This is a genomic window from Carboxydothermus ferrireducens DSM 11255 (assembly GCF_000427565.1).
Classification (GTDB): domain Bacteria; phylum Bacillota; class Z-2901; order Carboxydothermales; family Carboxydothermaceae; genus Carboxydothermus; species Carboxydothermus hydrogenoformans.
This window is the reverse complement of record NZ_ATYG01000022.1, coordinates 22,363-42,303: the sequence shown is the minus strand read 5'-3', so window position 1 is coordinate 42,303 and position 19,941 is coordinate 22,363. Positions and strand designations below refer to the sequence as shown.

At 39.5% G+C, this 19,941-nt stretch carries 23 protein-coding genes; 22 read left to right on the top strand and 1 reads right to left on the bottom strand.

Features of this window, described 5'->3' with window-relative positions; genetic code table 11:
• The 9 genes from CARFE_RS0109075 (at position 1) to CARFE_RS0109035 (ending at position 8,939) form a co-directional block, all read left to right on the top strand.
• A complete protein-coding gene (locus tag CARFE_RS0109075; RefSeq protein WP_028052536.1) occupies positions 1-216 on the top strand; it encodes a HypC/HybG/HupF family hydrogenase formation chaperone in 216 nt (71 codons plus the stop codon).
• Entirely contained in the window at positions 213-1,283 is a 1,071-nt protein-coding gene (hypD, locus tag CARFE_RS0109070; protein ID WP_245570773.1) for a hydrogenase formation protein HypD, read from the top strand. The genes CARFE_RS0109075 and hypD overlap by 4 nt, the downstream gene beginning before the upstream one ends.
• Positions 1,284-1,288: 5 nt before the next feature.
• Positions 1,289-2,284, top strand: a complete 996-nt coding sequence (gene hypE / locus CARFE_RS0109065; RefSeq protein ID WP_028052534.1) for a hydrogenase expression/formation protein HypE — start codon at positions 1,289-1,291, stop codon at positions 2,282-2,284.
• A 179-nt stretch (positions 2,285-2,463) separates the two neighbouring features.
• Positions 2,464-3,531 (top strand): BMP family lipoprotein, encoded by a 1,068-nt coding sequence (locus CARFE_RS0109060; protein WP_028052533.1) that lies wholly within the window; start codon positions 2,464-2,466, stop codon positions 3,529-3,531.
• Between the two features lie 138 nt (positions 3,532-3,669).
• On the top strand, positions 3,670-5,193 hold the full coding sequence (locus tag CARFE_RS0109055; RefSeq protein WP_028052532.1) for an ABC transporter ATP-binding protein: 1,524 nt from the start codon (positions 3,670-3,672) through the stop codon (positions 5,191-5,193).
• Positions 5,193-6,302, top strand: a complete 1,110-nt coding sequence (locus CARFE_RS0109050; protein WP_028052531.1) for an ABC transporter permease — start codon at positions 5,193-5,195, stop codon at positions 6,300-6,302. The genes CARFE_RS0109055 and CARFE_RS0109050 overlap by 1 nt, the downstream gene beginning before the upstream one ends.
• Before the next feature lie 2 nt (positions 6,303-6,304).
• Complete coding sequence (locus CARFE_RS0109045; protein ID WP_028052530.1) at positions 6,305-7,222, top strand: ABC transporter permease; 918 nt, start codon at positions 6,305-6,307, stop codon at positions 7,220-7,222.
• Positions 7,223-7,318: 96 nt separating this feature from the next.
• Positions 7,319-8,254 (top strand): lytic transglycosylase domain-containing protein, encoded by a 936-nt coding sequence (locus CARFE_RS16940; protein ID WP_051250256.1) that lies wholly within the window; start codon positions 7,319-7,321, stop codon positions 8,252-8,254.
• The gene (locus tag CARFE_RS0109035; protein ID WP_179393728.1) at positions 8,244-8,939 is read left to right on the top strand and encodes a pseudouridine synthase; all 696 of its coding nucleotides are present in this window, start codon (positions 8,244-8,246) and stop codon (positions 8,937-8,939) included. The genes CARFE_RS16940 and CARFE_RS0109035 overlap by 11 nt, the downstream gene beginning before the upstream one ends.
• Here the strand turns inward: CARFE_RS0109035 and CARFE_RS0109030 are convergent.
• The gene (locus CARFE_RS0109030) at positions 8,936-9,178 is read right to left on the bottom strand and encodes a hypothetical protein (RefSeq protein WP_011344437.1); all 243 of its coding nucleotides are present in this window, start codon (positions 9,176-9,178) and stop codon (positions 8,936-8,938) included. The genes CARFE_RS0109035 and CARFE_RS0109030 overlap by 4 nt on opposite strands.
• A gap of 177 nt (positions 9,179-9,355) precedes the next feature.
• Between CARFE_RS0109030 and CARFE_RS0109025 the strand changes: the two genes are divergently transcribed.
• Genes CARFE_RS0109025 through CARFE_RS0108965 form a run of 13 tightly spaced genes read left to right on the top strand, consistent with a single transcriptional unit; the run spans position 9,356 to position 19,934 of the window.
• Positions 9,356-10,192: a DegV family protein gene (locus tag CARFE_RS0109025; protein ID WP_028052528.1), complete on the top strand. Its 837-nt coding sequence runs from the start codon at positions 9,356-9,358 to the stop codon at positions 10,190-10,192.
• A 12-nt stretch (positions 10,193-10,204) separates the two neighbouring features.
• On the top strand, positions 10,205-11,791 hold the full coding sequence (locus tag CARFE_RS0109020) for a DAK2 domain-containing protein (protein ID WP_051250255.1): 1,587 nt from the start codon (positions 10,205-10,207) through the stop codon (positions 11,789-11,791).
• Positions 11,792-11,802: 11 nt separating this feature from the next.
• Positions 11,803-12,708, top strand: a complete 906-nt coding sequence (locus CARFE_RS0109015) for a selenium metabolism-associated LysR family transcriptional regulator (protein ID WP_011344434.1) — start codon at positions 11,803-11,805, stop codon at positions 12,706-12,708.
• A complete protein-coding gene (locus CARFE_RS0109010; protein ID WP_028052526.1) occupies positions 12,708-13,439 on the top strand; it encodes an NAD+ synthase in 732 nt (243 codons plus the stop codon). The genes CARFE_RS0109015 and CARFE_RS0109010 overlap by 1 nt, the downstream gene beginning before the upstream one ends.
• A 23-nt stretch (positions 13,440-13,462) precedes the next feature.
• Positions 13,463-14,197, top strand: coding sequence for a YebC/PmpR family DNA-binding transcriptional regulator (locus tag CARFE_RS0109005; RefSeq protein ID WP_028052525.1), 735 nt, complete (start codon positions 13,463-13,465; stop codon positions 14,195-14,197).
• 44 nt (positions 14,198-14,241) lie between these two features.
• The gene (gene ruvC / locus CARFE_RS0109000) at positions 14,242-14,718 is read left to right on the top strand and encodes a crossover junction endodeoxyribonuclease RuvC (protein WP_028052524.1); all 477 of its coding nucleotides are present in this window, start codon (positions 14,242-14,244) and stop codon (positions 14,716-14,718) included.
• A complete protein-coding gene (gene ruvA / locus CARFE_RS0108995; RefSeq protein ID WP_011344430.1) occupies positions 14,715-15,302 on the top strand; it encodes a Holliday junction branch migration protein RuvA in 588 nt (195 codons plus the stop codon). The genes ruvC and ruvA overlap by 4 nt, the downstream gene beginning before the upstream one ends.
• Positions 15,303-15,323: 21 nt before the next feature.
• Entirely contained in the window at positions 15,324-16,343 is a 1,020-nt protein-coding gene (gene ruvB / locus CARFE_RS0108990; RefSeq protein WP_028052523.1) for a Holliday junction branch migration DNA helicase RuvB, read from the top strand.
• Positions 16,344-16,353: 10 nt separating this feature from the next.
• Positions 16,354-16,890 carry an epoxyqueuosine reductase QueH gene (locus CARFE_RS0108985; protein ID WP_028052522.1) on the top strand — a complete coding sequence of 179 codons (537 nt, stop codon included), beginning with the start codon at positions 16,354-16,356 and terminating at the stop codon, positions 16,888-16,890.
• 3 nt (positions 16,891-16,893) lie between these two features.
• Positions 16,894-17,109: a DUF2905 domain-containing protein gene (locus CARFE_RS0108980; RefSeq protein WP_011344427.1), complete on the top strand. Its 216-nt coding sequence runs from the start codon at positions 16,894-16,896 to the stop codon at positions 17,107-17,109.
• A 50-nt stretch (positions 17,110-17,159) separates the two neighbouring features.
• On the top strand, positions 17,160-17,798 hold the full coding sequence (gene sigI / locus CARFE_RS0108975) for an RNA polymerase sigma factor SigI (RefSeq protein WP_028052521.1): 639 nt from the start codon (positions 17,160-17,162) through the stop codon (positions 17,796-17,798).
• A 2-nt stretch (positions 17,799-17,800) separates the two neighbouring features.
• On the top strand, positions 17,801-18,634 hold the full coding sequence (locus CARFE_RS16575; protein ID WP_028052520.1) for an anti-sigma factor domain-containing protein: 834 nt from the start codon (positions 17,801-17,803) through the stop codon (positions 18,632-18,634).
• Positions 18,543-19,934, top strand: coding sequence for a SpoIID/LytB domain-containing protein (locus CARFE_RS0108965; protein ID WP_245570774.1), 1,392 nt, complete (start codon positions 18,543-18,545; stop codon positions 19,932-19,934). The genes CARFE_RS16575 and CARFE_RS0108965 overlap by 92 nt, the downstream gene beginning before the upstream one ends.
• Positions 19,935-19,941 lie beyond the last annotated feature (7 nt).

The window sequence follows — 19,941 nt, the reverse complement described above, 5'->3', positions numbered from 1 at the left end:
ATGTGCCTTGCAGTTGCCGGTAAAATTGAAAAAATAGAGGGCGATATTGGGGTAGTTGATTTAGGGGGAGTAAGGCAACCAGTTAGCCTTATAATGGTTCCTGAAGCCAAAGAAGGGGATTACGTCTTGATTCACACCGGTTATGCAGTGGAAATAATTTCCAAGGAGGCTTATCAAGAAACGGTGGAATTGTTAAAGGAGTTAAGATGGGAATGACAAACAGCAGCATATTAAAATCTTTTCGTGAAATTATGGAAATAGTTCAGAAAAGCGACTTAACCATTAATATTATGGAAGTTTGTGGCACGCACACAATGGCGTTGTTCGAGCATGGGATTCGGAGTTTACTTCCTCAAAATATCAACCTTATTTCTGGGCCTGGTTGCCCGGTATGTGTAACTGGAGAGGAAATAATGGTAGAGGCTTTTGAGCTTCTTGAGAAACATAAAGTTACCCTATTTACTTTTGGGGATATGCTGAAAGTTCCCGGAGAGGGGCGAGCTTTAAGTATTTTAAAAGCCCAGGGCTTTTCTGTAAAAGTTGCTTATTCTCCCCGGAATGCAATTGAATTTGCCGAAAAAAATCCCAATATTGAAGTGGTATTTTTTGGAGCCGGGTTTGAAACCACTGCGCCGGCTTTAGGAGCGACAATTTTGGAAGCATATACGAAAAAACTTAAAAATTTTTCCATGTTTTTGGCGGTAAAAACAGTGCCTCCTGCCCTTGAATTTTTGGTGGAGCACAACAGCTTAATTGACGGATTTATTTTACCCGGCCATGTTTCAGCAGTAATTGGAGCCAAAGCTTTTAGATTTATTACCGAAAATTATCAAATACCTGCTGCGGTTACAGGATTTACCGCCGAAGAGCTTCTTTTAGGAATAAGTTTGGTAGTTAAATCAATTTTAAAAAAAGAACCAAGTTATTATAACGCTTATCCCCATGTCGTAAGGGAACAAGGAAATGTGGAAGCCCAGAGGATTATCGAGGAAGTTTTTGAAAAAGGCGATGCCAATTGGCGGGGAATAGGTACTATCCCGTTGTCAGGATTATTTATTCGTGAAAGGTATTCCCAATATGATGCGCGAAAAAAATATGGTTTGAGAGAAAAGCCGCCGATTGTTCCCCGGGGTTGCAAGTGCGGTGAAATTATGTTGGGGAGGATGCTACCTCCCGAGTGCCCTCTTTTTGCCAAAGGGTGTACCCCGGAAAAGCCCGTAGGCGCTTGTATGGTATCCAGCGAAGGTAGTTGTGCAGCTTATTATAAATACGGTAGGAGGTAAATATGATGGAAATAGTTACGCTGGCCCATGGGGCGGGGGGACGGTTAACCGAACGATTAATTGAAAACCTTTTTAAAAAATATTTAAATAACGAATACCTTCAGCAGGGGGACGATGGTGCGGTATTATCCCTTCCTGGAACAAAAGTTGTGTTTTCTACCGATAGTTTTGTAGTAAACCCACTATTTTTTCCCGGCGGAGATATTGGTAAATTAGCAGTATACGGAACCGTAAATGATTTAGCGGTGATGGGGGCAGAACCCTTATTTTTGTCTTTGGGACTCATTTTAGAAGAGGGATTAGAACTAAGCGAGTTAGAAAAAATTATCCAATCAATTGCTCAAGCGGCAGAAAAAGCGGGAGTAAAAATTGTTACCGGGGATACTAAAGTGGTAGAAAAAGGTAAAGGGGATAAAATTTATATAAATACCGCGGGTCTTGGTATAATTAACACCCCGAATAATCCGTCAGGGAAAAAGGCCAGACCCGGGGATAAAATTCTCGTCAACGGCTATTTAGGAGATCACGGAGCCGCAATATTAGCAGTACGGGAAAATATTCCGGGAGATTTTACGAGCGACTGTGCGCCTTTAAATGAACTTGTAAAGTCTATTATTCAGGAATATCCGGTTCATGCTATGCGGGACCCGAGCCGGGGGGGATTAGCGGCAACCTTAAATGAAATTGCCAAACAAAGCAATGTGGGTATTGAGCTCTGGGAGGAGAAAGTTCCCATTAGGCCGCAGGTTAAAACTTTATGCGGATATTTGGGATTGGATGTTTATGCTTTAGCAAATGAAGGGAAGGTAATTATGATTGTGCCTCCAGAGATAGCGGAAAAAGCTTTAGAAAAAATAAAGGCTCATCCTTTAGGGAAAGATGCCGCGATAATTGGAGAAGTTAAGGAAGCTCCGGCAGGGTTGGTTTACGTAAAGAACCGTATTGGTGGTGAAAGAATTATCAACATGCCTTTGGGGGAAAATTTACCGCGAATTTGTTAATCCAGCAGGAATATAAAAGAATTTGTCGAATAAATTACGAGGCAGGAAAAAGGGTAACTTGAGAAAAAAAGAATACTGTGTACTGTATTAGGAGGTGACGGGGTAAAAAATTTATTTTTTTTGGTTATGTTAATGTATGTAAAGTAAATTTTAAGTAAGTTTATAAAGGAGGAAAAGGGATGCGTAAATTTAAATCTTTGTTGGTTGCCTTTGTCTTAGTGATTTTTGCAACTTCAACGTTATTAGCTGGATGTGCCAAGAAAACCGAAGAGCCTGCCAAACAGGAGGAAACTAAGAAAATTAAAGTTGGACTTGTTTTTGACGTTGGCGGCCGGGGAGATAAATCTTTTAACGATGCAGCATATGCGGGTTTAGAAAGAGCCCAGAAAGAGTTTGGTGACAAAATTGAAGTTAAATATCTTGAACCTTCGGCCGGTGGGGAAAACCGGGAGCAACTCTTAAGATTACTGGCTCAAGATAAGTATGATCTGGTGTTTGGTGTAGGTTTCATGTTTACCGATGCCATAGCAAAAGTGGCCAAGGACTTTCCGGAAACCAAGTTCGCTTTAATTGACGGGTATGTACCTGATTTAAAGGAAGACAGCAATATTTCTTGTTTGCTTTTTAAAGAACATGAAGGCTCTTTCTTGGTAGGTGCTGCGGCAGCTTTAAAGAGTAAAACTGGCAAAATTGGATTTGTGGGCGGAATGAAAATTCCTTTAATTGAAAAATTTGAAGCTGGTTATATTGCCGGAGCAAAATACATTAACCCCAATATTCAGGTTTTATCCGATTACATTGGTACTACTGGTGATGCCTTTAAAGATCCTGTTAAAGGTAAGGAATTGACCTTGAAGCAAATTAAAAACGGTGCAGATGTTATTTATCATGCTTCCGGAGCTTCCGGGGTAGGGGTAATTGAAGCAGCTGCTAGTCAGAAAAAATTTGTGATTGGGGTTGACTCCGACCAATCGTTAACTGCTCCTGAAGCGCAAAGACCTTACATTTTAACCAGTATGTTAAAACGGGTTGATACCGCGGTATTTGAGACCATTAAAAGCATGGTAGAGAACAACTTTAAGGGCGGGTACAAGGAATTTGGTCTTAAAGAAAATGGCGTTGGGTATGCGGAAAATGAGTTTAACAAGGATTTGATCGCCGACATTAAACCAAGACTTGAAGAAATCAAAACAAAAATTATCAATGGAGAAATTAAAGTACCCACCAGTAAAAAGGAAATAAAGTAGCATTTTAAAATTAACTTAATAAAAACTTTACAAAAACGTTTAAAACCGTTATACTGAGCGAGGGGGGATGACAGTTTTGTCATCTCCTCTTATTAGTTTTATTGCTATTTTGGTAAAAACGAGGAAAGGGGAAATACGGTGGAAAAAGTTCTGGAACTAAAGGGAATTACCAAACGTTTTCCCGGGCTGGTAGCCAACGACAACATCTCCTTTGATGCCCTCAAAGGGGAAGTGCATGCTTTGGTTGGAGAAAATGGCGCCGGGAAAAGTACGCTAATGAAAATTATTACCGGATTGTATCAGCCGGATGAGGGAGAGATGTTTTTAAAAGGAGAAAAAGTGAGGATTAACGGCCCCCGGGATGCCATTAATAAAGGTATCGGAATGGTTCACCAGCATTTTATGTTAATAAACCGTTTTAATGTAGTTCAAAACATTATTCTTGGTTACGAAAATAGTCCCGGTGGAGTGATAGACTTTGCCAAGGCCAAGAAAAAAGTGGAAGAATTATGTGAATTGTACGACTTTAAGTTAGACCTAAATGCCCAGGTCGGGGATTTATCGGTAGGGCACCAGCAACGGGTAGAGATTTTAAAAATTTTATACCGCGGGGCTGAGATACTAATCCTGGATGAGCCCACCGCGGTTTTGACACCTCAGGAAGTTAAAGAACTGTTTGTAAACCTAAGGAAATTAAAACAGGAAGGGAAAACAATTTTATTTATCAGCCATAAACTTGACGAAGTGCTGGAGATTTCGGATAGAATTACGGTTTTGCGGCGGGGGAAAGTTGTTGGTACCGTAAAAGCTTCCGAAACCAGTAAAAAACAGTTAGCAGAAATGATGGTAGGGAGACCGGTATTGTTTAGACTTGAAAAGCCGATCGTAAAAACCGGTGATGTAATTTTAGAAGTAAGGAACTTAGAAGTAAAAGGCAGCATTGACCGCCATCAGTTAAATAAACTTAGTTTGGCCATTCGTGCCGGAGAAATTTACGGTATAGCCGGTGTGGAAGGGAACGGTCAAAGAGAACTGGTAGAAGCAATTATGGGACTATTACCTTATGATGGCGGGGAAATATTAATAAAGGGTAAGAGCAATAAAGGACTTGATACCAAAGCCATCAGGGAAATCGGGGTTGGTTATATTCCCGAGGACAGGCATCAGCGAGGACTGGTTTTACCGATGACCGTTTGGGAAAATATGGTCCTTGGCTTGGAACGCAAAAAAGAGTATAGCCGATGGTGGAAACTTTTCAGGGATAAAATCAAATCCCTGACCAATAAAAAGGTTGAAGAATTTGATATACGTTTAGGCTCTATTGAACTGGCAATTCGTAACCTTTCCGGTGGAAACCAGCAAAAGGTAATTTTAGCCCGCGAATTAAGTTATGAGCCTGATTTAATTATTGCTGCTCAGCCGGTTAGAGGACTGGATATAGGGGCCATTGAATTTGTTCATAAAAAATTAATTGAAGCCCGGAATAACGGAAAAGCTGTGCTTTTAATTTCTGCCGATTTAGAAGAAGTTCTTTCCCTTTCTGACCGGGTAGGTATTATGTTTAATGGGGAAATTGTCAAAGAGTTTGTGCCGGGTGAAATGGAATTGGAAGAAATAGGTCAGTATATGCTCGGGGCACATAAGGAAGTGGGGGTAGGTTAATGAATAAACGGTTCAAAATAATACTACTACAGCTTTTAACGCCAATAGTTGCCATATTGTTTGCCATTGCGTTAAGCTCGGTATTAATAGTTGCAATTGGCAAAAGTCCCATTGAAGTTTACCAAACAATGATTGAGTTTAGCCTGGGAAGGGCTGATAGTGTTGGCGCAATTTTATTTAACGCAACACCACTTATTTTTTCCGGGTTGGCAGTGGCCTTAAGTTTTAAAATGGGACTTTTTAACATTGGAGTGGAAGGCCAGTACTTTATAGGGGCTTTTTTTGCCGCCTTTGTGGGCTTTACTTTGAGCGGAATTCCGGCATTTATTCATTTGCCTCTGGCCATTTTGGCAGCCATGCTGGGAGGAGTATTATGGGCTTTTGTTCCCATTTACTTAAAGGTACGCCGCGGAGTTCATGAGGTTATCAGTACCATCATGCTTAATTATATTGCCTATTCGTTAATTCACTATTTTATTGCGGATCTTTTTATGGACCGCAACCAAAAAGTACCTGAAGGATTGGGTAGTCCTTTAATTCGGACTCCGCATTTTGCTGAAACGGCTTTAATGCCAAAGCTTCACGGGTTTTTAAGCTTTTTTGGTATAGATTTGCCAAACTATGTTTACCTGAACTGGTTTTTTGTAATTGGATTGCTTTTAGCGGTGGGAATGTATTATTTACTTTGGCACACTCCTTTTGGGTATGAAATTCGTGCGGTGGGAAGTAACCCCAAAGCTTCCGAAGCTGCAGGTATTAACCCTAATAAAGTATATTTTAAAGGCTTTTTATTAAGCGGAGCTATTGCGGGGTTGATCGGTCTTTCCCATTTACTGAGTTTCTATGGCTATATGGATTTGGACTTTCCGAAAAACTTTGGTTTTAACGGTATTGCCGTTGCTTTGATGGGTAACAATAACCCCTTCGGAATTGTTTTAGCAGCATTGCTTTTTGGTTTTCTCAATCGTGGTGCCGAGGGTGTACAAACCTTTATGGGTGTGCCCATGGAAACCATTGTTATCATGCAGGGAATAATTATTTTAAGTGTAGTAGTTGCTGCTAACATTTTGGGACGTTATGTAAAGAGATTAGAGAAGAAGGAGGCTTAATAATGGGCGATATTATGGAAATGTTAGCCTCGGCTCTTCGCATGACCATTCCTGTTTTAATTACCGCGTTAGGTGCGATTTACTCAGAACGCAGTGGTGTTACCAATATAGGCCTTGAAGGTATGATGATGACTGGAGCCTTTTGGGGAGCCTACGGTGCGTTGCATTATGGTCCTGTAGGTGGATTTTTGCTGGCAATTGCCATGGGGATGTTGGTGGCATTGATTCACGCGGTGGTTACCGTTACTTACCGGGTCGACCAAATCGTCTCGGGAGTGGCGATAAATATCCTGGCTTACGGCTTGGCCAGATTTTTTAGTATTGCGTTGTTTGGCATGGCTACTACCAGTCCCAGTGTTAATGGTTTACCGAAAATTGATATTCCGGTTTTAAAGAATATCAGCGTTTTAAAACCAATTGCTACGGATATTTCGCCGATAATTATTCTTGGGATTTTGCTTGTTTTTGTTACTTACTGGGTATTGGAAAAAACTGTTTTTGGCTTGCGTTTAAAAGCTGTCGGGGAAAATCCCTTAGCAGCGGATACTCTTGGTGTTAAAGTAATACCCTATCGTTATTTAGGGGTAATAATTAGCGGGGCTTTTGCTGGACTTGCTGGTGCTTATCTCTCGATTGAACACACCCATATGTATGTAGAAGGCATGACCCAGGGTAAGGGATTTATTGCTTTAGCAGCGATGATCTTTGGAAACTGGATGCCTTACGGTTCATTTTGGGCTTCCTTCCTCTTTGGTTTTGCCGAGGCCATTAGTATGAGGGTGGTTCAAAGTAAAGTAGTTCCCTATCAATTTATCAAAATGATACCGTATGTGTTAACGCTGTTAGTTCTCGCAGGGGTGGTGAGAAAAGCTCAACCACCGGCTTCAGTTGGTATTCCGTATTCTCGTGAAGGAGACTAAGGGTGTAGTGGCAAACTACACCCCTTTTTTTGCAGGAAATAAAGGAATAGAGGTAGAACATTAACATAACTAACCGATGCTTTGGGGGAGAAGGGTTTGAAACCAGTTTTAAATTTTCCGATGGGTAGACCGTTTAATAGACTTTGGAAGAAAGTTAAAGGGATTTTTTTAGAGTTAACCAAGGTAGTTGGTATTATATTACTCTTAATAATAATTTTTCTTTATTTTACACCGGCAAAGCTTGAAGATATGTTAATTATGAAAATAGCTAACTACAATCCCCCTTATAGTGTTGTCCCGAAAGAGTTTAAACTCGACAAAAAAGCAACTCTTTCCTTTAAAAAGGAAAAATATTATGAATTTAAGAATGGTTTAAAAGATACCATTGCTTTTTTGGGACATGAATTAACGAATTTTAACAGAAAAGACCGAAGTAATTTTGACCTTTCTCCCGGGGTTATTGTTAAAAGCAATTTAAAAAACGCCTTAACGGCTTTTGCCGACTTTTTGACCATGCGCATTTATATTTCCGGTGACCGGCAAAAAGTTGCTGTGGGTTCAAGGAATTTTATGGAGTATATTGACCAAAAGCACAGGGTTCTCCGTTGGTCAAAATACATTTTTAAAGCGGCGGAACTTTATAATTTAGATCCTGCGCTTATTGCCGCGGTGATTGAGCAAGAGTCCGGAGGAAATCCCAATGCGATAAGTCCGGCGGGAGCAATTGGTCTCATGCAATTGATGCCCAAAACGGCCCGGGGTTTAGGGGTAGATCCTTACGATCCCGAGCAAAATATTATTGGCGGTGCCAGGTATTTAGCAATTCAATACAAACGGTTTGGTAACTGGCAGTTAGCTTTAGCGGCTTATAATGCTGGACCTGGCAACGTTTATAACAATAATTATCTTTATATTTCGGAAACGCAAAATTACATAAGGAAAGTTCCGCTTTTAATGGAGAAATACCGGGCGATTTTTGCAAATGCCAAGATTAATGCCGATGAAGCAAAGGGGGATGAAAATGCGGATTGATAAATTTTTAGCTCATATGGGTTTTGGTACCCGTAAAGAGGTTAGAAAACTCTTAAAGGCACGAAAGGTTGAAGTAAATGGCGTGGTGGTGAAGGACCCGGGATATAACTTGAATGTGGATACCGATAAGGTAATTGTTAAGGGTGAAGAAGTTAAATATAAACCCTTTGTTTATTTTATGTTAAACAAACCCAAAGGGTATGTTTCCGCTACCGTTGACCGGCATTATCCTACCGTTGTTGATTTAGTTCCGGTTCATCGGAAAATATTTCCGGTTGGCCGACTTGACATTGATACCGAAGGTTTGCTCATTTTGACCGATGATGGGCAGTTAGCGCATCATTTAACGTCTCCCAAAAAAGAGGTTGAGAAGGAATATTATTTTGAGCTGGATAAACCTTTAGAAGAGGAAGATTTTTCAAAAATAAAAACCGGTATCAGGCTTGAAGATAACTACCTTACCAAACCTGCCCGACTTCTCGGTAAAGTAGGAGATAAACATGGAACGATTGTTATAACCGAAGGAAGATATCATCAGGTAAAAAGGATGTTTTTAGCCTTGGGAAAGACCGTTGTTTACTTAAAAAGAATAAGGATTGGGGGCTTAATTTTAGATAATAAATTAAGCCCCGGGGAATATAGAGAATTAACTCCAAAAGAAATTTTGGTACTTAAAAATTCTTAACTTATTTTTTGGCTTAACATTTCCTGTTTGGCCTTACGGTTTTGCATTTCTTCGGCATAATCTGAAGCGATTAAATAAAGATTTACCCATAGGTCGTGTTCGTTACTTTTTCCTTCAAACTCCCGGGCGATTTCTTTAAATTTTTTGTTAACCCGATCTTTAAAAGAGGAAAACTCTACCAAAAGCTCAATTACATCTTTTTGACCGAAGGTTGTCCCTTCTCTTACCAGTTTAACCATTTATTAACACCTCCGTTTTTATCATACCAGAGGTATGTTGATTTGGTAAGGGTATTTTATTGTCGATTTATGAAAAATGTTGAATTTGATTATTTCTTTGATTAAAATCTTAAAGTAGTATAAAAAATTTTTATTTTTGTTAAAAAAATTGTAATAATTGTGAAATGGGGGAACGTAATGTCTAAGACTTTTATAGTGGCAGATTCCATTGGCTATTTGACTTCCGATTACGTTGGGGGTAATAAGGAATACTTGGAAATAGTTCCGCTTACTGCGCATATTGGACCACATGATTTTGTTGACGATTTAGCCGAAACCAAAAGATTTTATGAAATATTAATGAGTACCAAAGAACGACCTTCTACTTCGCAACCGCCTATCGCAGCTTTTAAAAAAGTGTTTGAAGAAAAGTTAAGTCTCGGGTACGAGATTGTGTGCATTACTATTTCTTCAAAATTCAGCGGGACGTATAATAGTGCCCTTACGGCTGCAAATGAGGTTGGAAAAGATAAAATTTACGTGTTGGATTCCAAGGCAATTGTGGGAGCTGAAACTTACTTGATAAAATATGCGGTACAGAAAGCCCGGGAGGGTGAACCTGCGAAAAAAATCTTTGAGGAACTGACTGGTATGGTTCCAAGAATGAAGCTTTATTTTGTTCCCGATAGCTTGGAGTTTTTGCATCGGGGAGGACGGATTGGCGGTGCTGCGGCTCTTTTTGGAAGTATCTTGCAAATTAAACCGGTTTTGACCATGGTTGATGGGGCAATTGAGGTTGTGGAAAAAATAAGAACTTTTAATAAAGCCTTTGAAAAATTATACGAATTAATTCCCGACGATGCGGTTTGGGCTGGAGTAGTTGAATTTTATGCGCGGGATGCTGCGGTGAAAATGCAAGCTAAATTGACAGAAAAGTTAAAGAGAAATGATATAGAAATATATTCTGCCGGACCGGTTATTGGAAGCCATATCGGACCTGGTGCTCTTGGTACGGTATATTTAGCAAAGGATTAGGGAGTGGTATTGTTGGAAAAAATTAATGGTATTGATTATGCCAAGATGATTATTGCTGCTGCTGCGAATCTAGAGCGCAATAAGGAGAAATTAAATCAGCTAAATGTGTTTCCTGTTCCTGATGGTGATACCGGAACAAACATGGCGGCAACTTTAAAGGTAGCTGCGGAAAAAATATCTCAAGCGATGGATGTACATTTGGGCAAGGTGGCTGATATTGCTGCGCAGGGTGCTCTGTTTGGGGCCCGGGGAAATTCGGGGGTTATTTTGTCCCAGGTTTTGCGCGGATTTGCCCGGGGATTTAAAAACAAGCGCGAGGCAGGTGTTTCGGAATTATCAAAAGCTTTTCAATACGGAGTGGTTTACGCCTACCGGGCTGTAGCGCAACCGGTGGAAGGAACAATCCTTACGGTATTAAGGGAAATCGGTAAGGGATTTAAGAAAAGCATTCGTAACAAAGTTAACATTATTGAATTAATTGACGAAGCAATTCGTTACGGAGAAGTGGCTTTAGCTAAAACCCCTGAACTTTTACCTGCCTTAAAAAAAGCAGGGGTTGTTGATTCTGGTGGTATGGGGCTTGTTTTATTTTTGCAAGGCTGTTTAGCCGGGTTAAAAGATGAAAGTATTACATTAAATTTACCGGAAGCAGATTTTTCCATAAAAAAGGAAGAACAAGAGTTAGATGAAGTTGGTATGGATTATATTTACTGTACCGAGTTTATTATCAAAGGGGAAAAATTATTCTTGGAGAAAATTCGGCAGGAATTAATGGAAATTGGAGGTTCTTTAATCGTTGCCGGTGATGAAAACGTTGTAAAAGTTCACATCCATACTAATCACCCCGGAGAAGCCTTAGAATTGGGGTTAAGGTGGGGTTTAATTTACAATATAAAAATTGATAATATGTTGGAGCAAAGTCAGGAAAAGCAAAAGCCTGCCAAAAAGCTGGGAATGGTTGCGGTTTCGCCGGGTAAAGGATTTAGCGAAATTTTTCAAAAACTGGGTATAGATGAAATCGTTGATGGTGGACAAACGGCAAATCCTCCTGTATCGGCTATTGTGGAGGCAATTAATCGTGTTCCGGCAACGAAAGTAATAGTATTTCCAAACAATAAAAACATTATCTTGGCTGCCGAACAGGCTAAAAATCTTACCAATAAAAGTGTTACCATTGTTAATACAAAGAATCCGGCCCAAACGGTGGCGGTTTCCTTATATTTTGATGAAAATGCCGAACCCGAAGAATTAATTACCAAAATAAACGAACACTTAAAAAATTTAAAAGTTATTGAAGTTACCAGAGCTGTAAGAGAGGTAAGGTTTGGTGAATTAGAAATAAAAAGTGATGATTATATAGCGATTTTTAACGGTGATATTATTGCTGCAGGAAAAGATGTGCTCTTAACTTCAATGGAAGCAGTTGCTAAGGTAATTAATGAAGATAACAGCTTAATTTCGGTCTTTACGGGAGAGGAAGTTTTAGAAGATGTAGCAGAAAAATTTGTGTCATTACTGGAAGAGAAGTATGCTTTTTGCGATGTAGAAAAGTTTTATGGGGGGCAGAAAAATTATCCCTTTTATATCGTTGTGGAGTAGCGGAGGGTTTTATGAAAGTAGAGTATTTTAAGACCTTTATAACTGTAGTAAATGAAAAAAGTTTAAGTAAAGCGGGAAAGTTGCTAAACTTAACGCAGCCAGCGATAACCAAGCATTTGCAGTCGCTGGAAGAGTATTTTAATACAATATTATTAGAAAGAAATGTAAAAGGAATCAAACTTACCGATGATGGGGCCCTTTTGTACAAATATGCTCAGGAAATTTTAAAGATTCTTGAGGAAGCAGAACAAAACATTTCCGGCAACAAAGAAAATCCCAAGGGAATCTTAAATATCGGGGCAAGTAATATCCCCGGGCAATATCTTTTGCCCTTGCTCTTGGGGAGATATAATTTGGCTTACCCCCAGGTAAAGGTAAATCTTGAGATTAGTGATACGGGAGATGTGGTAGCTAAAATTTTGGATGGTATCTATGATGTTGGGGCGGTAGGTTCGGAAATAAAAAACCCGCGTTTGGAATTTGTTCCTTTTTATAAAGACGAGTTAGTGTTTATCTTACCGGCCAATCACCCCCTCACCCAAAAAGAAGTTTTGGAACCGGACGATTTGCTAAAAATTCCGCTTATTTGGCGGGAAAAGGGTTCGGGCACCCGCATGTTCCTGGAAAAAGCCTTAAAAAATTTTGGTATATCAGAAAAGAAACTTAAGATTGTTATGGAGCTGGGAAGTAATCAAGCGGTGTTAACGGCAGTAGAGGGGGGACTGGGGGGAGCTTTTTGCTCCGAAATTGCTGTAAGAAATGCAACCAAGTTAGGGTTAGTTTCGACTCACAGGATTAAGGGCTTAGCTTTGCAAAGGGATTTATTTTTGCTATATTTAAAGAGAAAAAAACAACACCCACTTATAAATCACTTTATTAATTTAGCTTTATCAGAATTTTCCTTGTTAAGGAGATGATGAGGGTGAATTGGGAAGAAAAGACTGAGAAATTAGTAAATTGGTTAAGGGAAAAAACAAGGGAAGCCAATGCCAGCGGGCTACTGGTTGGATTGTCCGGTGGAGTTGATTCTGCGGTAGTTGCTACTTTGATCAAAAAGGCCTTTCCTGAAAAAAGCTTGGGGATTATTATGCCTTGTTTTAGTAATCCAGAGGATGAAGAGGATGCGCGAATGGTAGCCAATCATTTAAATTTAAAATATATTGTTGTAAATTTAGATGAGCCTTATCAAGCTCTGGTTTCAAGCTTAAAGAATGCCACACCTCACGAGCCGGAAAAGCTTGCCTTGGCCAACATTAAACCGCGTCTTAGAATGACAACCCTTTATTACTGGGCTGCAAATTTAAATTATTTGGTTGCAGGGACGGGAAATCGAACAGAGTTAGAAATCGGTTATTTTACAAAATGGGGTGATGGCGGCGTTGACCTATTGCCTATCGGTAATTTAACCAAAACCGAAGTTTGGGAGTTTGCCCGCTATCTCGGACTTCCTGAAAAGATAATTACTAAAGCTCCTTCTGCCGGTTTGTGGGAAGGCCAAACCGATGAAGGTGAAATGGGCTTTACTTACAAAGACATTGATCATTATTTATTAACGGGTGAAGGTTCGGCGGAGTTAGTGGATTTTGTAAAAAGAATGCAGAGAAAATCTCAACATAAAAAGAGAATACCGGAGGTTCCGATGCTGTAAATATCTTGGGGAGGTTGTTTTATATGGCTGGTCATTCCAAATGGGCAAATATTAAACATAGAAAAGAAAAGATGGATTCCCTGCGGGGTAAAGTTTTTACCAAGCTTGCCCGGGAGATAATGGTAGCAGCAAGACTTGGGGGAGGAGATCCGGAAGCCAATCCCAGGCTTAAGGCGGCTATTGCTCGAGCCAGGGAAGCAAATATCCCTAACGAGAATATTCAGCGGGCAATAATGAAAGGAACCGGTGAGTTAGCTGCGGAAAGTTACGAAGAAGTTTTTTACGAAGGATACGGTCCTGGGGGTGTTGCTATTCTTCTAAAAATAATGACCGATAACCGCAACCGTACTGCCGGCGAAATCAGGCATCTTTTTTCCAAGCACGGCGGCAGTATGGGGGAAGCGGGGAGCGTTCAGTGGATATTTGAGGAAAAAGGGTATATTACCATACCCAAAGAAGATAATCCGGGAATTAATGAAGAAGAGATTTTGCTTTTAGTTTTGGATGCTGGCGCTGAAGATTTAAAGGATGAAGGAGACCAGTTTGAGGTTATAACTGCGCCTGAAGCTTTTGAAAAGGTTAAGGATGCTTTAAATAATGCAAGCATCAAAACAAGTATTGCCGAAATTACCATGCTTCCTAAAACTACAGTACCGGTTTCTGGAGAAGAGGCTCAGAAGCTTTTAAAACTTTTAGATCTTTTTGAAGAACATGATGATGTACAAGAGGTATATGCCAACTTTGAACTGGTTGACTAAAAAGAGCCGTATAAAGGCTCTTATTTCTCTTTTTGGAGGTTAAAATGAAGATTATTGGTATTGATCCGGGAACGGCTATAGTTGGAGTTGGTGTACTTGAGAAAAAAAATGGAAAACTTATTGTAAAAAATTATCAAGCAATAACCACGCCCCCAATTGCCAAGGAGAAAAGATTGAAGATAATTTTTCAAAAGCTTAATGAAATACTTATTCAAGAAAAACCGGAAATAGTGGTGGTTGAAGAATTGTTCTTTAGCAAAAATGTAAAAACGGCAATTTCTGTTGGCGAAGCCCGAGGAGTTGTTTTATTAGCATCGGCTTTAAATGATATTCCTGTTTTAGAGCTTAAGCCGGTCGAAGTGAAAACCATTGTAACCGGTTACGGGCATGCTCCTAAAAGTCAGGTTGAGTATATGATAGCTAAGCTTTTGGGGCTTAAAACTCCTCCCAAACCCGATGATGTGGCTGATGCTTTAGCTATTGCCTATGCAGGTTTTCTAAAAATGGGGGGATTGCTTTGATAGCCGTTTTAAAAGGAAAAGTACTGGATAAAACTCTTGACTCGGTGGTTGTTGATGTTAATGGAATTGGTTTTAAGGTAGCGGTTCTTCCCCGGGAATTGGGAAGCCTTAACTTAAATTCGGAAGTAGTAATGTATACTTCCCTTCAAGTTAGGGAAGACGGTTGGTTCTTATATGGTTTTAGCGATGAAGAAACAAGAAAGTTTTTTGATTTGTTGCTAAGCGTTTCTGGTATTGGTCCCAAAGCTGCGTTAGCAATATTAAATGAATTTACTCCGGAAAAGTTAAATTGGGTTATTGCCAATAAAGATGAAAAAGCATTAACAAAGGTACCGGGGGTCGGTAAAAAAAATGCTCAGAGACTCTTTCTTGAATTGAAAGATAAAATTGGCTATACTTCTTTTACAAGCAATGAAGAGAGCGTGGAAAATTTCCAGGATTTGTGGGGAGATGTGTACAAGGGACTTTTGAGTTTAGGACTGTCGGCTGCTGAAGCCCGGGAAATTTTAGGTAAAATAGATAAAAAAAGCGTTAAAACTCCCGAGGAAGGTATTGCCCTTGCTTTAAGATTTTTAAACAAATAAATAGAAATAAGGTGAAAAAATATGGAGGAAAGATTAGTTTCGGGATATGAGTTAACGGAAGATGAAAATGAGTTTAGCCTAAGACCGCGAAGATTAAGTGAATATATTGGACAGCAGAAGGTAAAAGAAACAATTTCAATTTTTATTGAAGCAGCAAAAAAACGAAATGAAGCCTTAGACCATGTTCTTTTGTTTGGACCTCCCGGTCTGGGTAAAACTACTCTTGCTACCATTATTGCTAATGAACTGGGAGTAAATATTAAAATAACGTCCGGCCCAGCCCTTGAACGCCCTGGGGATTTAGCCGCAATTTTAACTAATCTTGGGGAAAAAGATGTGTTGTTTATCGATGAAATTCATAGACTTCCCAGGATTGTAGAAGAAGTTTTATATTCTGCTATGGAGGATTTTGCTCTTGATATTATGTTAGGCAAAGGTCCGGGGGCCAGAAGCTTGAGGCTGAGTTTGCCTAAATTTACCTTAATTGGGGCTACTACCCGGGCGGGGCTTTTAACTTCGCCTCTGCGCGACCGTTTTGGTATGGTCCACCGCTTGGAGTTTTATTCGGTGGAAGAATTAATGCTAATAATAAATCGGTCGGCAGCATTATTAAAAACCGAAATTACCCCTGAAGGTAGTTTTGAAATTGCCAAACGTTCCCGGGGTACACCGCGCATAGCTAATAGATTATTAAAACGAGTAAGGGATTATGCAGAAGTTCGGAGCAGCGGGGTAATAAATCTTGATAACGCTAAGGCAGCGTTAGATTTATTGGAAATTGATGAGCTGGGTTTAGATCCAACCGATCGTTTAATTTTAAAAACAATGATTGAAAAATACCAGGGGGGGCCGGTGGGCATTGAGGCTATTGCCGCTTCCATTTCTGAAGAGGTTGATACCATAGAAGATGTGTATGAGCCATTTTTACTCCAAATTGGGTTCATAAAAAGAACCCCAAGGGGGCGTGTGGTAACCAAGCTTGCCTATGACCACTTAGGTATTGCTTACAACAAAAATGATGGGGAACTGTCGTTATGGTAGAGGTGAAAACATGGAACTTTTACTGCACATTTGCTGTGCTCCATGCAGTATTTACCCGGTGGAAAGGTTAAGAGAAATGGGATATAACATAACAGGGTATTTTTATAATCCTAATATCCACCCCTATCAGGAGTTTAAAAGACGAAGAGAAACTTTAAAACAGTACGCTTCTCTAATAAACTTAGAAGTTATCTATGAAAACGATTATCCTCTCACTGAGTTTCTAAAAGGCAGTCTGGAATATCCGGGCATACGCTGCGGATTTTGTTATGAAACCCGTTTGGAAAAAAGCTTTCAAAAAGCCAAAAGTTTAGGAATTAATCACGTTTCCACAACCCTTTTGGTTAGCCCCTATCAGAAACACGACTTAATTAAGGAGATAGGACTGAACTTAGCAGAAAAATATGGTTTAAACTTCGTTTATGAAGATTTTCGTCCGGGTTATCGGGCCGCTTATCAAAAAGCTAAAGAACTCGATTTATACAGGCAGCCGTATTGCGGCTGTATCTTTAGTGAAAAGGAAAGATACTATAAGGAAGGGAAGTAAGCTATGGGAGAAATGGGAAAATTTCTAATGTTAATCGGGATAATCTTAATTATCACCGGTTTTTTCTTTTTTATGGGAGAGAAATTTTTACACTTAGGGCGTTTGCCTGGGGATATTTTAATCCGGAAGGGAAATTTTACTTTCTTTTTTCCACTGGCTAGTTCTATATTGTTAAGTCTTTTGTTAACTTTAATACTTAACTTACTTTTTCGCCGGTAAGACCCCATGAAAAATTTATTGCTTAACGAATACATTTTTGGGGGTTAATTATGCAGCCCAACAATCCAATTAATGACGAAATATTCGAGCAAATGATTCGCCAACATGAAAGTCTTATTTTTGGGATTGCGGCCCGATTGACGGGACGTTTTATTACTAAGTCCGATGATGAATACAGCATTGGCCTCCTGGCTTTAAGTGAGGCTATACAAAGTTATAATTCCGCTAAAGGGGTAGGATTTGAAAAATTTGCTGCTCAAATAATCAGACGAAGATTAATTGATTTTTACCGGCAAAATAAGTCTTATCAGCAAAATTTGCCGCTGGATGAAAGTTTTTTATCGCAAAGAAATTTAATTGACGAAGTGGATGTACGCCTGGAAATTGCTGAATATGAAAAGCTTTTAAAACAATTTAATATAACTTTTGCCGAATTGGTTAAAGTTTCGCCAAAGCATAAAGATAGCCGGCAGAAATTAATAATGCTTGCTAAAGGTATAGCGGAAGATGAAGAATTTGTTCGACAGCTTATCAGAACTAAAAAGCTACCCCTGCAAAGCATTTCCGAACGTTTTAAGATTAAGCAAAAGACCATAGAAAAGTATCGGAAATACTTGGTAGCCATTATCTTGATTTACTGGGGAAGGTTTACCGGTTTACAGGCCTACCTTGGCTGGGGAGGTGAATAATAATGGGCCGGGGCGTAATTGTGGAAAAAGTAAATGAAAACTCTTATCTAATCTTGTCTGAAGGCCGATTTTTGCAAGTGAAATTAGCGGGAAGTTATAATGTTGGGGATGAAGTTGAATTTCCCGAACGGACAGTTTATTCTTTGGGCTTTAGCCTTAAAATTGTTGCCCTGGTTGCTTCTTTATTGTTATTTTTTGCCCCGGTTTACCTTACCTATGCCAAGGAAAAGGAAGTGGTTGCCTATCTAACTGTCGGTGGAACCAAGGGAGTAAAAATAGGCATAAATTACCGGGATAAGGTGATTAAAGTTTTACCTCTTTCTTCGGAGGGTGAAAAATACCGCGATGAATTAAAAGGATTAAAGGTTGAACAGGCAATTACTAAAGTTACTTCGGAATTAGGAACAAGTGAGGAAATTAAGCTGGAGGTATTACCCGGAAAAAAATTTAACGTTCATAAACTGCAAAAATATCTTCCAGACCAAAAACCCAAACCCCAACCTCAACCTTCGATTTCTGGAAAAAATAAAAAACCTGTCGAAAACGTAAATAAGAAAGAGAAGATAAAAACAAAGGAAAACAGGAAAAACTTTCGGGAAAATCCAAAAGATGATAAAATTAAAAAGGAATCAGGGAAAAAACAAGAAAAGGTTTTAACCGGGGGAGGAGGCAAAAATAGTGAAAAAACCACTGAAAAAATTAATGATACTGCTGCTAATCGTAGCGGCTCTTCTCCTAAGGGTAATGCCGACTCTGGCTGGAGAGCAGGTAAAGGTTCGAATTTTGCTGAAAGATCTACCCAAGACCGAGAGCCAAAAGGTAAAGCTAAGCGGTAAATATCAAATTTATGACGGAAGTATCTTAAAAAACGTGGAAGATTTAATTTATAAAGATCCCAATGAAACTATTTTTACAATTAAACTAAAAACCATTGAGATAGCAGCAAATCTTTCGGAATATTGGCTTGAGCTTTACAAAGACAATGACCCGACACCATTTTTAGTTACTAAAAATCCTGTTATTTTTCAGGCTTATAGTGATACTACAGAAAATTTTAACTTAACACCGGAACGTACCTTACCTCAACGCTTAGAACGTTACCGCGGTGATTTAATAATAATACCAAAAGCTACCGGTATAAGGTTAGTTAATCGCCTTTCCTTAGAAAAATACCTTTATGGTGTGGTTCCCAATGAAGCTTCTGCTTCCTGGCCGGTAAATGCAATAAAAGCCCAGATTTTAGCAGCCAGAACCTATGCCTATAGCCATCTAAATCCTGATAAAGAATTTGATTTGTACCCGGATCAAAGAAGCCAGGTTTACGGAGGCTTGAGCTCCGAATTTAGCTCGGTAAATGCTCTGGTTGATCAAACTGCCGGAGAAGTGATAACTTATAATGGAAAGGTTATTACTGCTTTGTTTCATTCCAGTAACGGCGGATATATTGAATCCAATAGTACCATTTACGGTACAACGGAGTTACCGTACCTGAAAGCGAAAAAGGATATTTATGATGATGAAGCCGCTCTTCTTTTAAAAGCTCGCGGGTCAAGTAGTTATAATGTTATCCGGTGGATAAAAGAATATACGGCTTCTGAGTTGCGGGAGCAGCTAAAAAAATCGGGATATGATGTTGGAGAGGTAAAAGAAGTAAAAATAACCAAAACCGCAACAACCGGACGGGCAATGGAAGTAACGGTTACAGGGGAAAAGGGTAGTAAAATATTAAAATATGATGGAGCCATCAGAAAAGCTCTCGGTTTAAATAGCTCGCGTTTTACCGTTAAAGTTTCTGAAAAGAAATACGAAACCAAGTTTGTCCCGTTGAATGCTACCGAACAACCCAAGATATATGTGATAACCGGGGATGGAGAGACAAAAGAGGTGGATAAAGAGAATTTAAATGTGATTGGTAGTAAGGAAGTTGCAATGGAAAACGGCGGAGCTGGATATAATATTGTTGAAGAAATACCGCAAAAATTTACTTTCATAGGTCAGGGCTGGGGGCACGGCCTTGGCATGTCCCAGTGGGGAGCCTGGGCAATGGCGCAGCAGACCAAAAACCATCCTCCCTTTGACTACAGGGAGATAATCAAGTATTATTATACTGGTGTTGAAATAACTAAGATATATTAGAGGTGAA